The sequence below is a fragment of the uncultured Cellulomonas sp. genome, from assembly GCF_963527515.1.
Lineage (GTDB): Bacteria > Actinomycetota > Actinomycetes > Actinomycetales > Cellulomonadaceae > Cellulomonas.
In genome coordinates this window covers 1-13,321 of sequence record NZ_CAURTV010000103.1, presented here as the reverse complement: position 1 = coordinate 13,321, position 13,321 = coordinate 1, and the positions used below count along the sequence as shown (strand labels likewise).

At 73.3% G+C, this 13,321-nt stretch carries 12 protein-coding genes and 1 pseudogene; 12 read left to right on the top strand and 1 reads right to left on the bottom strand.

Annotated elements, in window-relative coordinates; all coding sequences use genetic code 11:
* On the bottom strand, window positions 1-666 hold a 666-nt coding region (locus RYN42_RS17065; protein WP_315098005.1), incomplete at its 3' end, for a general stress protein.
* A gap of 81 nt (window positions 667-747) precedes the next feature.
* Between RYN42_RS17065 and RYN42_RS17060 the strand changes: the two genes are divergently transcribed.
* From RYN42_RS17060 to RYN42_RS17005, 12 genes and pseudogenes are all read left to right on the top strand, one after another.
* Entirely contained in the window at window positions 748-2,055 is a 1,308-nt protein-coding gene (locus tag RYN42_RS17060; protein ID WP_315098004.1) for a magnesium transporter MgtE N-terminal domain-containing protein, read from the top strand.
* Complete coding sequence (locus tag RYN42_RS17055; RefSeq protein WP_315098003.1) at window positions 2,048-2,584, top strand: DUF1003 domain-containing protein; 537 nt, start codon at window positions 2,048-2,050, stop codon at window positions 2,582-2,584. The genes RYN42_RS17060 and RYN42_RS17055 overlap by 8 nt, the downstream gene beginning before the upstream one ends.
* Window positions 2,585-2,610: 26 nt before the next feature.
* Window positions 2,611-3,750, top strand: a complete 1,140-nt coding sequence (locus RYN42_RS17050; RefSeq protein WP_315098002.1) for a P-loop NTPase — start codon at window positions 2,611-2,613, stop codon at window positions 3,748-3,750.
* A gap of 102 nt (window positions 3,751-3,852) precedes the next feature.
* Entirely contained in the window at window positions 3,853-4,641 is a 789-nt protein-coding gene (locus RYN42_RS17045; RefSeq protein WP_315098001.1) for a DeoR/GlpR family DNA-binding transcription regulator, read from the top strand.
* A complete protein-coding gene (galT, locus tag RYN42_RS17040) occupies window positions 4,638-5,813 on the top strand; it encodes a galactose-1-phosphate uridylyltransferase (RefSeq protein WP_315098000.1) in 1,176 nt (391 codons plus the stop codon). The genes RYN42_RS17045 and galT overlap by 4 nt, the downstream gene beginning before the upstream one ends.
* On the top strand, window positions 5,810-7,009 hold the full coding sequence (gene galK, locus RYN42_RS17035) for a galactokinase (protein ID WP_315097999.1): 1,200 nt from the start codon (window positions 5,810-5,812) through the stop codon (window positions 7,007-7,009). Before galT ends, galK begins: the two co-directional genes overlap by 4 nt.
* An 81-nt stretch (window positions 7,010-7,090) precedes the next feature.
* Window positions 7,091-7,975, top strand: coding sequence for a hypothetical protein (locus RYN42_RS17030; RefSeq protein WP_315097998.1), 885 nt, complete (start codon window positions 7,091-7,093; stop codon window positions 7,973-7,975).
* A gap of 163 nt (window positions 7,976-8,138) precedes the next feature.
* Window positions 8,139-9,158, top strand: coding sequence for a secretion protein HlyD (locus RYN42_RS17025; RefSeq protein WP_315097997.1), 1,020 nt, complete (start codon window positions 8,139-8,141; stop codon window positions 9,156-9,158).
* Window positions 9,155-9,934, top strand: a complete 780-nt coding sequence (locus RYN42_RS17020) for an ABC transporter ATP-binding protein (protein ID WP_315097996.1) — start codon at window positions 9,155-9,157, stop codon at window positions 9,932-9,934. The genes RYN42_RS17025 and RYN42_RS17020 overlap by 4 nt, the downstream gene beginning before the upstream one ends.
* Window positions 9,931-11,175: an ABC transporter permease gene (locus RYN42_RS17015; RefSeq protein ID WP_315097995.1), complete on the top strand. Its 1,245-nt coding sequence runs from the start codon at window positions 9,931-9,933 to the stop codon at window positions 11,173-11,175. Before RYN42_RS17020 ends, RYN42_RS17015 begins: the two co-directional genes overlap by 4 nt.
* A gap of 232 nt (window positions 11,176-11,407) precedes the next feature.
* Complete coding sequence (locus RYN42_RS17010; RefSeq protein ID WP_315097994.1) at window positions 11,408-12,397, top strand: hypothetical protein; 990 nt, start codon at window positions 11,408-11,410, stop codon at window positions 12,395-12,397.
* A gap of 37 nt (window positions 12,398-12,434) precedes the next feature.
* Window positions 12,435-13,321 (top strand): annotated as a pseudogene (locus tag RYN42_RS17005) (hypothetical protein); the annotation flags it as partial.

The following is a 13,321-nucleotide window of genomic DNA, read 5'->3' as shown; positions in this document are numbered from 1 at the left end:
GGGCGGCACGGGCCGGTCGGCAGGCGGTGCGGTCGGCGGAGCGGGTGGTGCGGGCGGCGCGACCGGAGGCACGGTCGGCGAGCCGTACGGCGGGTTCCCCCCAGCCGGCGGGTACGCAGCCGACGGATCCGACGGGCTTGTGGTGGTGACCGGCGCCGGCGGGCGGGCCGGCCAGCCGGACTGGACCCCGCCGATCTCGCGCAGCAGCTCGCGCGCCTTGTGGGCCTGCTCCTGGTGGCACAGGACGGCGTAGGACGACGCGACGATCTGGCTGGTCGACGTGAAGTCGCGCCGCCCGCGCGAGAACGAGTAGGTGATGACCGAGAACAGCAGGCCGAAAGCACCACCGATGAAGATCGCGGCGAGCAGCGGGCTCTGCGTGCCGGGCGGGGAGAACAGGCTGAGCAGGAGGCCGACGAACAAGCCGAACCAGGCGCCGGACAGGAACCCGCCCAGCGCCACCCGCGGGTAGGACAGCCGCCCGGTGACGCGCTCGACCATCTTCAGGTCGGTGCCGACGATCGTCACCAGCTGCACGGCGAACGCCTTGTCCGCGAGGTGGTCGACGGCCTTCTGCGCCTCCAGGTAGGTGGCGTAGGCGGCGACCGTCTCGCCCTGCGGGGGCGTCGGGGTCCGCGGGCTTCGGGCGTTTCCGGAGAACGACATGTCGCGATCCTCCCCCAGGCCTGGGCGGATCGCCAGGCCCCCTGACCGGCGGCACCCGTGCCCCGGTCTAGGCTGACCGACGTGAGCAGCGTGGGGACCAGGGTGTTCGTCGCGCGCCTTGCCGGGACCAACGTGTTCGACCCCCTCGGAGACCAGGTGGGACGGGTGCGTGACGTCGTCGTGCTGGTGCGCCCCAAGGGCGCGCCCCGGGCCGTCGGTCTCGTCGTCGAGGTGGCCGCCCGGCGCCGCGTGTTCCTGCCGCTCACCCGCGTCACGGCGATCGACTCCGGGCAGGTCATCTCGACCGGCCTGGTGAACATGCGGCGATTCGAGCAGCGTGCCTTCGAGACGCTCGTCGTCGGGGAGCTGCTGGACCGCACGGTGGAGTTCCACGACGGCTCCGGCGTCGCCACCATCGAGGACGTGGCCATCGAGCTGCAGCGCAACGGCGACTGGGTGATCACCAAGCTCTTCGTCCGCCGGCACACGCCCGGGCGCTCCGGCATCCTGCGCCGACGGGGCGAGACGCTCCTGGTCGCGGTCGACGAGGTCACCGGGCTCGGCCAGGCCAGCGCGGCCCAGGGTGCCGAGCTGCTGCTCGCGCAGTACGAGGACCTCAAGCCCGCCGACCTCGCGGACGTCCTGCACGACCTCGGTCTCATCCGGCGCCTCGAGGTGGCCAGCGCGCTGGACAACGAGCGGCTGGCGGACGTGCTCGAGGAGCTGCCGGAGGACGACCAGGTGGGCATCCTGCAGGCCCTGGCCCGCAGCCGCGCCGCCGACGTGCTCGAGGCCATGCAGCCCGACGACGCAGCCGACCTGCTGGGCGAGCTCCCCGACGAGCAGGCCGCCGAGCTGCTCGAGCTCATGGAGCCGGAGGAGGCCAAGGACGTCCGGCGCCTGCTCGCCTACGAGGACAACACCGCGGGCGGTCTGATGACCACCGAGCCGGTGATCCTCGGGCCCGAGACGCCGATCGCCGCCGCCCTGGCGCACGTGCGACGCCAGGACCTCACCCCAGCGCTCGCGTCGATGGTGTTCGTCGCCCGCCCGCCGCTGGAGACGCCCACGGGGCGGTTCATCGGCGTGGTGCACCTGCAGCGGCTGCTGCGCGAGCCCCCGCACGAGGCGATCGGGTCGATCGTCGACACCGACATCGAGTCGATCCCCGTGGACGCGCCGCTGCTCGCGGTCACCCGCAACCTGGCCACCTACAACCTGCTCGCCCTGCCGGTCGTCGACTCCGAGCGGCGCCTGCTGGGCGTGGTCTCCGTGGACGACGTCCTCGACCACCTGCTGCCCGAGGACTGGCGCGAGACGGACGACGAGGGCAACTTCTCCGAGTCGGGCGTGCTCGACAGCCACCGCCCGGGGGTGACCCGTGGCTGAGCGCCTCGACACGCCCCTGGAGACGCGGCGTCGGTTCATCCGCAAGCCGCAGCTGGACGAGGACGCGTCCGGCAAGATCTCGGAGAGCATCGCCCGGTTCCTGGGCACGCCGCGGTTCATCATCTACCTGACGCTGTTCTGCCTGGTGTGGATCGCCTGGAACGTGTGGGCGCCCGCGGACCTGCGGTTCGACAAGGCCGCCAACGGGTTCACCGCCCTGACGCTCATGCTCTCGCTGCAGGCGTCGTACGCGGCTCCGCTGATCCTGCTCGCGCAGAACCGGCAGACCGACCGCGACCGCGTGCAGGCCGAGCAGGACCGCCAGCGCGCCGAGCGCAACCTCGCGGACACCGAGTTCCTCGCCCGGGAGATGGCGGCCCTGCGCATCGCGCTGTCCGAGGTGGCCACGCGCGACTTCGTCCGCTCCGAGCTGCGCAACCTGCTCGAGGACCTCACCGCGGAGCGCGACACCGAGCCGGAGCGCAGCTCCGAGCCGGCCGACCGAGGACGGAAGGCCCCCCGGGGCTGACCCGCGCGCCACCTACGATGGGCACCATGCCGGAGCCCACCGACCCCCTGCTCGACGCCATCCGCGAGGCGCTGTCGCACGTCCTCGACCCGGAGATCAAGCGCCCGATCACCGAGCTCGGCATGGTCCGCTCGGTCGAGGTCGCCGGCTCGCGCGCGACCGTCGGCATCGACCTGACCACCCCCGGCTGCCCCCTGAAGGACACGCTCACGCGCGACGTCAGCGCCGCGGCGGCCACCGTCGCCGGCATCGCCGACGTGTCCGTCGTCTTCGGCGTCATGTCGCCCGAGCAGCGGTCGGCACTGCGGGTCCTTCTGCGCGGCACCGACAAGGAGCCGGTCATCCCGTTCGCGCAGCCCGGCTCCCTGACCAAGGTGTTCGCGATCGCGTCGGGCAAGGGCGGCGTCGGCAAGTCGTCGGTGACCGCCAACCTGGCCGTCGCGATGGCCGCCGACGGGCTGAAGGTCGGGGTCGTCGACGCCGACATCTACGGCTTCTCGATCCCCCGCATGCTCGGCGTCACGCGCCAGCCCACCAAGGTCGACGACATGCTGCTGCCGCCCGAGGCGTTCGGCGTGCTCGTCGTGTCGATCGGCATGTTCGTCCCGCCCGGCCAGCCCGTGGTGTGGCGCGGACCGATGCTGCACCGCGCGCTGCAGCAGTTCCTCGCGGACGTGTTCTGGGGTGACCTCGACGTGCTCCTGCTGGACCTGCCGCCCGGCACCGGCGACATCGCCATCTCCGTGGCGCAGCTGCTGCCCGGCTCCGAGCTGGTGGTGGTGACCACGCCGCAGCTGGCCGCGGCCGAGGTGGCCGAGCGCGCCGGGTCCGTGGCGGTGCAGACGCGGCAGCACGTGGTGGGCGTCGTGGAGAACATGTCCTGGCTGGAGCAGCCGGACGGCTCACGGCTCGACCTGTTCGGCTCCGGCGGCGGGCAGACGGTGGCGGACAACCTCACCCGGATCACCGGCGGCGACGTGCCGCTGCTCGGGCAGGTGCCGCTGGACGTGCGGCTGCGCGAGGCCGGCGACGCCGGGACGCCCGTGGTGCTGAGCGCTCCGGACTCCCCCGCGGCGCAGGCGCTCGTGGGTGTCGCCCGCTCGCTGACCGCCCGGCGCCGCGGCCTGGCTGGCCTCTCCCTGGGCCTCACCCCGGCCGGCCGCTGACCCGCCCCCGGGGGATCCCGGGGCCGAGCCGAGCCGGGCCGAGCCGTCCGCCAACTCCCCGCGCGTGTTGATGTTTGTTCGTTTGCGTGCGAGGCTGTTCAGGTGCTCGCCTCGCAGCGTCAGGAGCGGATCCTGGCTGCCGTGCGCGCGGACGGGGCGGCCCGCGTCGCGGACCTGGTGGAGAGCCTCGACGTCTCGGACATGACGGTCCGCCGCGACATCGCCGAGCTGGCCCGCGCGGGCCTGGTGCGGCGGGTCCACGGCGGGGCGGTCGCGCCGGACGCCCCCGGCCGGCCCACCGACGAGCCCGGGTTCGAGGCCAAGCGCACCTGGTCCGGCCCGCAGAAGGCGGCGATCGCGCGGGCTGCGCTGGCCTCGATCGATCCCGGTCAGGCCGTCGCCCTCTCCGCGGGCACGACGACGTACCTGCTGGCCGAGCTGCTGGCCGCGGACACCACCCGGCGACCGCTCACGGTGGTCACCAACGGGCTGCGGATCGCCGACGCGCTGCACGGCGCGGACGGCATCGAGGTCATCCTCACCGGCGGGGTCCGCACCCCGTCGGACGCGCTCGTCGGACCTGTCGCCGACGCCACCCTGGCGAGCCTGCGCGTCGACCGCACCTATCTCGGCGTGCACGGGCTGGACGCGTCCGGCCTGACCACCCCGAACCTCGCGGAGGCCGCCACCGACCGCGCGCTCATGGCCTGCGCCGCGGCGACCACCGTGCTCGCGGACCACACCAAGTGGGGCGTCGTGGGCCTGGCCCGCATCGCGCCCCTCGAGGACGTCGACACCCTGCTCACCGACGACGCCCTGCCCACCGACGCCCGACGACACCTGACCGGAGCCGCGCTGCGCCTGGTCACCACCTCAGGAGCCACCACGTGAACGTCCGCATCACCCCCACCACGCTCGCGGACGGTCGGGAGCTGATCTACTTCGACGACTCGGAGCCGTACGTGTCGGGCGCCGCCACGCGCACGCTCGTCGACGCCCGGCCCCTGCCCGACCGGTTCGCCCCCGTGCCCGACGCCGACGGCGTCCCCCGTCCGGTCACCGGCCCGGAGCTGCGCCGCGACCCGCTCACCGGTGAGTGGATCCCGATGGCCGCGCACCGGATGAACCGCACGTTCCTGCCGCCCGCCGACGCCAACCCGCTCGCCCCCGCCAAGCCCGGGGCTGTCTACCAGGACGGCGAGATCCCGGCCGAGGACTACGACGTCGTGGTGTTCGAGAACCGCTTCCCGTCGCTGCTCGCCGTGCCGGGTGTCCCGGACGTGCCGGTGCAGCGCGACGACGAGCCGCTGTGGACCGTGCGCCCCGCTGCCGGCCGATGCGAGGTCATCTGCTTCTCGGCGGACTCCACGGCGTCACTGAGCACCGTCTCACCCCAGCGGATGCGCACGATCGTCGAAGCCTGGGCGCACCGGACCGCCGCGCTCGGTGCGCTGCCCGGCATCGAGCAGGTGTTCGTGTTCGAGAACCGCGGCAAGGAGATCGGCGTCACGCTGCACCACCCGCACGGGCAGATCTACGCCTTCCCGTACCTCACGCCGAAGACGACGACCATGCTGGCGCAGGCGCGCGCGCACCGGGAGCGGACCGGCCGCCTGCTGGGCCGCGACGTCCTGGACGCCGAGCTGGCCCACGGCGAGCGCGTGGTGCTGGAGTCGGAGCACTGGGTGGCCTACGTGCCGTTCGCGGCGCGGTGGCCCGTCGAGGTGCACCTGGCACCGCGGCGCGACGTCCCGGACCTGCCGGCACTGAGCGACGCCGAGCGCGCCGACCTCGCCACGGTCTACCTCGCGCTGCTGCAACGGCTCGACCGGTTCTTCGTCGGGCCCGACGGCGAGCCGATCCCCCTGCCGTACATCGCCGGCTGGCACCAGGCACCCACCCGGGAGGGCCGGGAAGACTCCCGCCTGCACCTGCAGCTGTTCTCGGTCCTGCGCGCGCCGGGAAAGCTCAAGTACCTGGCCGGCGTCGAGTCCGGCATGGGCGCCTGGATCAGCGACACCACCCCCGAGCGCATCGCGACCCGTCTGAAGGAGCTGGCATGACCCCCGAGTGGCTCGAGGCCTGGACCCCCGGCGAGGGCGCCGACCGCGCCGCCGCCCTGTTCCGCGCCCGGTTCGAGACCGAGCCCGACGGCACCTGGTCCGCGCCGGGGCGGGTGAACCTCATCGGCGAGCACACCGACTACAACGGCGGGCTGTGTCTGCCGATCGCGCTCCCCCACCGCACGTACGCGGCGCTGCGCCGTCGCGACGACGACCTCGTCCGGCTCGTCTCCGCCCAGGAGCCCGCAGGGATGCGGACGGTGGACCTCGCGGACGTCGCCCCCGGGTCCGTGGACGGCTGGACCGGCTACGTCGTGGGCGTCGCGTGGGCGATGCGGGAGGCCGGGCACGCCGTCTCCGGGTTCGACGTCGCGATCGACTCCTGCGTCCCCTACGGCGCCGGGCTGTCGTCGTCGGCCGCCCTCGAGTCGTCGGTGGCGGTGGCGCTGGACGCGGCGTTCGATCTGGGCCTGGCGGCGTCCGCCGAGGGTCGAGCAGCCCTGGCCGCGCTCTGCGTCCGTGCCGAGAACGAGATGGCGGGGGCGCCCACCGGAGGCATGGACCAGGCGGCCTCGCTGCGGTCGCAGGAGGGGCACGCCCTCCTCCTGGACTGCCTCGACGGGTCGGTCCGGCAGGTGCCCTTCGACCTGGCAGCGCACGACCTCGCCCTGCTCGTCGTCGACACCCGCGCGGAGCACGCGCTGGTGGACGGGCAGTACGCGGCCCGGCGCGCGTCGTGCGAGGCGGCCGCGCACCGGCTCGGCGTCGGCACGCTGCGCGAGGTGTCCGACGACCCCCGCGGGCTGGAGTGGGCGCTGGACAAGCTCGACGACGAGGTCGAGGTGCGCCGCGTCCGGCACGTGGTGAACGAGATCAACCGGGTCACCTGGTTCGTCGCGCTCCTCGACGCCGGCGAGGTCGGGCTGGTCGGGACGCTGATGAACCAGTCCCACGCCTCCCTGCGCGACGACTACGAGGTGTCCAGCCGGGAGCTTGACCTGGTGGTCGACACCGCACGGGCCGCGGGCGCCGTGGGTGCGCGGATGACCGGCGGCGGGTTCGGCGGCTCGGCGATCGCGCTGGTCGGCGCGGACGAGGTGGACCACGTGGCGCAGGCCGTTGCGGACGCGTTCGCTGCCGAGGGTCTGCGGGCCCCGGCCTTCCTCCTGGCGACGGCGGCGGGCGCGGCGTCCTGACCTGACGAACGGCGGGCGGGTTTCGTTGTCCGTCCCGCGTCCGATGCGGTCACGCGCCCGGCGCTCGTAGTGTCGGGCGCCATGCGGCGTGGTCGAGCGGTGGCGGCGATGGGCGTCCTGCTGCTCGCAGGCTGCTCCGGCACGGCGAGCACGCAGGAGACGGGCGCGCTCTCCGACTACCTCGGGGAGTACGCCGCCCGGATGGACGCCGGGGACGAGGCGCGTGCCCTGGCGGCCGAGGAGGAGGTCGCGTCCTGCATGCACGCGCAGGGCTTCGACTACCGACCGCGTCCTGACGGGGCCTGGCAGTCCGACCTGCAGGAGGTGCCCAGCGCGCGCTCCACCCTGACGTGGGCGCAGGAGCACGGCTACGGCCTGGTCGACGGCGCCGGCTCGACCTCGGTGTCGATCGCCCCGCCGGACCCGAACGCCCAGCTGGTCGCGGCGATGTCCGCGAGCGAGCGCGACGCGTACGAGGACGCGCTGCTCGGTGCGGCCGCCGACGACCCGCTCGCCGAGGTCGACGGCTGCGCGGGACAGGCGGAGCAGGCCGCGACCGCCTGGTGGGACGACGCGACCTACGCGCACTACCGCGACGAAGCGAGCCGGATCGAGGGGGCCGTCGACCAGGACGCGCAGGTGACGACCGCCGTGGCCGGATGGCGCGCGTGCGTCGCCGAGCGTGGCCACCCTGAGCTCGAGGCGCTGGGCGACGGGCTGCGGCTGATGACCGACGAGATCGCACCGTTCGAGTCCGGGGGCCCGGGGCGCATCCCCGCCGCACAGAAGCCGCGGCTCCTCGCACGGGAGATCGAGCTGGCCACGACGGAGCGGGCGTGCGACGAGGAGGTCGGCCTGACCCGCACGCGCGACGGGCTGGTCGCCGCGGCGCAGGACGCATTCGTCGACGAGCACCGCGGCGAGCTCGACGCCTGGGCGCTCACGTGGCCCACGCCGACGCCGTGACGGCCCGGCGCGTCGCTGCCGGCACCTAGTGCGCACCGCACAGTAGTGTCTGGACCGCGGTATCCAGGACGGATCATCCTCCCGACGGATCCCCTGGTCACCGCGCGGTCGGTACGTTCCCGTCGCACCGCTGGCCGTCCCATCGACACCGAGGAGCCCGACCGTGGGGGTCACCCGCAGGATCATCTTCCCGACCATCCGCCTGGTCCTGTGGGCCGTCATCGCGGCCGCCCTGGTCAAGATCGCGTTCGCCGGGGCGGACGTCAGCACCGTCGACACGTCGCTGCAGCCCACCGGTCAGATCGTCGAGCCGACGGTCGAGGTGGCCACCGGCACCGTGACGAACGCCGTCACCGTGCAGGCGTCGGTCACCTCCGACCCCGCCGTCGTCGTGCGCGCCACGCTGGCCGGCACGGTGTCCAAGCTGCTCGTCGCCGACGGCGCCGCGGTGGCGCCCGGCACCCCGGTCCTGGAGATCCGCCAGGAGACACCGCAGGACCCGATCGTCAAGACGAACCCCGAGACCGGGGAGGTGACCACGACCGAGCGCAAGCCGAAGGTGGTGGTCGAGACCGTGAAGGCGCCGGTCGCCGGGACCCTGTCGCTGCCGACGCTCAAGGACCAGGTGCTCTCGGTCGGCGACGAGGTGGGCAAGGTGGCGCCCGGCACCCTGTCGGTCACCGGGACGCTCACCCCTGACCAGCAGTACCGCCTGGTGGGTGCCCCGACGCAGGCCAGCGTCACGCTCAACGGCGGACCGGCGCCCTTCGGCTGCACCGGCCTGCGCGTCGGCGCCGCGCCCGCCACCGGCACCGGGCCGGACGGTGGCGACACCCCGAGCACCTCGGGCACGGTCACGTGCGCGATCCCGGCGGGCGTCACCGCGTTCCCCGGCCTGGGCGCCAGCGTCGAGATCACCAACGGCACCGCCGCCGACGTGGTCGTCGTCCCCATCACCGCGGTGCAGGGCACCGTCCAGAAGGGGAACGTGTGGGTGCTCGCGGCGGACGGCGAGCCCGAGAAGCGCGCGGTCGGGCTCGGACTGACGGACGGCGAGAACGTGCAGATCACCGAGGGCCTCGCGGCGGGTGACACGGTCCTGGAGTTCATCCCGGTGCCCGGCGGTACCGGCAAACCCGTGGACTGCGACGTGGAGTACGACCCGATGGTGTGCGGCGGATGAGCCTCCTCGAGCTCACCGACGTCACGCGCTCCGTCCGGCTGCCCGACGACCGGATCCTGCAGATCCTGCAGGGCGTGACCCTCGCGGTCGACGCCGGCGAGCACGTCGCGATCGTCGGCCGCTCCGGCACCGGCAAGTCGACGCTGCTCAACATCCTGGGCCTGCTCGACTCCCCGACGTCCGGTCAGTACCTGCTGGAGGGCGTGCCGATCGGGCGCCTCTCGAACGGCACGCGCACCCGGCGGCGCGGCCGCGACTTCGGGTTCGTGTTCCAGCAGTTCAACCTGCTGCCCGGCCGCACGGCGCTCGAGAACGTGTCCGCTCCCCTGCTCTACGCCCGGGGCCGGCAGTTCTGGGCGCGCACCCGCCTGGCCGCCGAGATGCTCGAGCGCGTCGGGCTGGGCGACCGCGTCGACACCATGCCCGACAAGCTCTCGGGCGGCGAGCAGCAGCGCGTCGCCATCGCCCGCGCCCTGGTGCGCGGTCCGCGCGTGATCCTCGCCGACGAGCCCACCGGAGCCCTGGACGTGGAGACCGGCGGCGAGGTGATGGACCTGCTGGACGAGATCGCCTCGCAGACCGGCGCCGCCCTGGTGACCATCACGCACGACCTGGCGGTCGCCGCCCGGGCGGAGCGGCAGTACCGGCTGACCGAGGGCGTGCTCGTGCCCATCACGCTCGACCCCACGTCGGAGTGGGTCGGCGACATCCCCCTGGTCGCCGACCGGTCCGCACGGATCGAGCGCCGGCTGCCCGAGGCGGAGGTGCCGGCATGACCGGCGTCGTCGGAGCGGTCGTCGAGGCGTGGGGCGAGCTGCGCATCCACAAGCTCCGGGTCCTGCTCGCGCTCATCGGCGTGGCCTGCGCGGTCACCGCGATCACGGGAGTCACCGCCCTGGTGTCCATGCTCAACCAGTCGTTCAAGGAGCAGACCGAGCGCCAGTCCGGCCGCGTCGTCACCCTCAACGTCAACGCCTGGTCGCAGGACGGGACGGCCGCGGTGCCCACCGCCTGGGACGACGAGTTCCAGCGCGTGCTGGAGCGGTACGACATCACGTACGCCAGCCGCAACGAGTCGGCGCAGGCCCTGGTCCGCTACCCGGACGGGACCCGGCCCACGCAGGTGCAGGCGGTCGACGCCGCCCTCGGCACGATCAACCGCATCGTGCCCGAGCAGGGGCGGTGGTTCACCGACGCCGACCTCGAGGCGATGGCGCCGACGCTCGTCGTCAACCAGTCCTTCCTGCGCGCGCAGGGCCTGGGGGACCTGTCGTCCCACCCGACGGTGCAGCTGGGCGACCGGGCGCCGGTCACGGCGGCGGTCGTGGGCGTCCTGCGCGACGACTGGCCGGACGCCGAACCGATGGTCTACGTCCTCTACGACCAGTTCCACCGGTGGATCGGCCCCGACGGCTCCGGCACGCAGTCCGGCGGCGCCGGTCGCTCCACGCTGGACCCGATGTCCGCGCAGGTGCCGACGGTGTTCCTCTGGGTGCCCACCGAGCAGGCGCACGACCTGGGCGAACGCATCAGGCGGGACATGCAGGCGGTCTCGCCCGGCTGGCAGGTCGAGGTCTGGGACAACGACTACGGCGACGGCGGGCTGGACCGGGCCACGAAGTGGGTCGGCATCGGCATCGGCGGGTTCGCGCTCCTGCTCGGCGGTCTCGGCCTGGTCAACATCGCCCTGGTCACCGTCCGCTACCGGATCCGGGAGATCGGCATCCGGCGCTCCTTCGGTGCCACCTCGGGGCGGATCTTCTTCGGGGTGCTCCTGGAGTCGGTGGTCGCGACGGTCGTCGCCGGGCTGGTGGGCGTCGTGCTCGCGGTCGCCATCATCAAGAACATCCCGGTCGAGCGGGTGTTCGGCGGCAGCGGCATCCAGGACATGCCGCCGTTCCCGGTGAGCGCTGCCCTGACCGGCATGGCCGCCGCGGTGGGGGTCGGCGCACTCGCCGGCCTGATCCCTGCCACGTTCGCCGTGCGGGTCAAGGTGATCGACGCCATCCGCTACTGACGTATGACGTGGCAGAAAGGTTGTGCACCCTGCGGTGGATGTCTGCCGGGCACGGCCAGCCCTAGCCTCGGACCGAGCGACCGGGCGCCCGCGGAGGGGCGGGCGCCCGGGGCTCGCCAGGTGGGTCACGAGATCAGCCGGAAGGTGGATCTTTGACCTGGTCGGGACCGCTATGGTCCTGGTCGACACCAGTGAGAGCGACTGTGACTCCACCCGCCGAAGGGGCCGACCGATGAAGACCACCTGGACCACCGCTGCCATCGCCGCCGGGGCGGTCGCGCTCACTCTGCTCGCCGGCTGCAGCTCCGGCGGTGGCACCCCGACGGGCGACGCGACGCTGACCTACGAGGACAGCCCGCTCAACGCGTACTGGGAGAAGCTGGGCGGCTCGCAGGACGAGACGGACATGGACGCGCAGATGGCCCGGTCCGAGGAGATCGTCGCCGCCTGCATGCAGGACGAGGGCTTCGAGTACACGCCGCAGGACAACTCCGGGATGACCGCGGTGATGGAGGGTGAGGAGGACATGCCCGCCTGGGACTCCCTCGAGTTCGCCGAGCAGTACGGCTACGGCGCGACCACGTCGTCCGAGATGCCCATGAACCAGGGCGGCGGCGAGGAGTGGGTCGATCCGAACGCCGACTACCTCGAGACGATGAGCGAGAGCGAGCAGCAGGCCTTCTACGAGGCCCTCTACGGCAAGCAGACCATGTCGGAGGAGCCCACCGACGAGGAGACCGCGGAGGTCCAGGAGTACGACTGGACCACCGCCGGCTGCCAGGGCAAGGCCCAGCACGAGGTCTACGAAGCGGGCCAGGTCTACGACGACCCGGAGTTCAAGGACCTCATGTCGGAGATGAACGAGCTCTACGAGGACTCGCGCACCGACGAGCGGACGCTCGAGGCGTACGCCACGTGGGCGGAGTGCATGGCGGAGGCCGGCTACGACTTCGCCAAGCCGGAGGAGGCTCAGCAGAGCATCTACGACCTCACCAACGAGATCCCGTACGACGAGGAGACCGGCGAGCAGGACCCGGCCGCGCTCGCCGAGCTGCGCGACCAGGAGATCGAGACCGCCGTCGCGGACCGTACCTGCCAGGACAGCACCGGCGCGGGCCGCGCGGTGCTCGAGGCGCAGTTCGAGATCGAGCAGGAGTTCATCGACGCGCACAAGGACGAGCTCGACGCCATGGTCGCGAAGGCCGCGCAGTCGTCCGAGTGACACACCACCGGACGTCCGACGCCGCACAAGGAGCGCAATGAGCACGCAGGTCACCGGAGGTCGGCGCACGATCGTGGCGATGGCGGTCGTCGCCGTCGTCTGCCTCGGCGCCGGCCTCCTCCTCAGCCAGCTGATCGTGTCGCCGGGCAAGGCGGCCGCGGATGCCGCACCCCCGACGGCCGGGCCCATCACGGTGCCCGTGGAGAACCGCATCATCGCCAACGAGCTCGTCATCCGCGGCGACGTCGGGTACGAGGACCCGGTCGCGCTGAAGATCGAGACGGGTGACCTGGGAGGGCCGGCCGTGGTCACCGGTCAGGTGCCGCAGACGGGCACGGAGATCGGCCCGGCGTCGGTCGTCCTCGAGATCGTCGGGCGCCCGGTCATCGTGCTCCCCGGGGAGCTGCCGACGTACCGCTCGCTGCGCGCGGGGGTCTCCGGACCGGACGTCCTCCAGCTCAAGGCGGCGCTCGCGGCGCTGGGCATCAGCGCGGGCGACCCGACGAGCGACGCGTACGACGCGGCGACCGCGGCCGGTGTCCGCGAGCTATACCAGAAGGTCGGGTACGAGGCGCCGTCGGCCGGCCAGACCCTCCAGGACGCCGTCACCGCGGCGCGCGAGGGGGTGCGCTCGGCGCAGGACGCGCTCAGCACCGCCAAGCGCGAGCTGACGGGCGCGGGCGTCGGCCCGGCCCTCTCGGTGCTCATCGGCCTGGACACGGCCGTCTCGGTCGCCCGCGCGACGCTCACGGACGAGCAGGCCCGGTGCACGACGCCGACGGAGGAGGCGCCCTGCAACCAGATCGCGGTGGTCCAGGCGCAGGGCGAGCTGGCCCGGGCCGAGGCCGAGCGGCGCGAGGCGGACGCGCCCCACCCGTGGGGGGACCGTCACCGGGAGCTTCATGAGCGTGTCCGGTGCCACGA